A 360-nucleotide genomic window follows, 5' to 3' on the forward strand; every position below is an offset into this window, starting at 1 on the left:
GCATATACTTTTTCCATTAGGTTAAAAATATCGTCCATACTTAGTTCTTTAACTTCTTAGATTAACACACCAAGTGCAACGCTAAATTATATTATAGAACACCTGATTGGGCGTTTTAAACCCTAAGCGTTTTCTTGGTCTGTTGTTTAGTTTATTCTCAATGTCCTGTATCTCATTATCAGAGACTTGTCTAAAGTCACAACCCTTAGGCAAGAACTCTCTGATTAAGCCGTTAGTATTCTCGTTGGTTCCTCGCTGCCATGACGCATAAGCATCGGCAAAGAAGAAGGAAGTAAAGAGCTTTCGTTTCACCTTCTTATGCTGAGCAAACTCTTTACCATTGTCAGAGGTAATGGTCTT

General features: G+C 38.1%; 1 protein-coding gene. It reads right to left on the reverse strand.

Annotation, left to right across the window (positions count from 1 at the left end):
- Window positions 1-81: 81 nt before the first annotated feature.
- Window positions 82-360 (reverse strand): IS30 family transposase (locus EI162_RS14530; RefSeq protein ID WP_192524318.1); only part of this gene is annotated, 279 nt, incomplete at its 5' end.

The organism is Psychrobacter sp. FME6 (assembly GCF_014861365.1).
Taxonomy (GTDB): domain Bacteria; phylum Pseudomonadota; class Gammaproteobacteria; order Pseudomonadales; family Moraxellaceae; genus Psychrobacter.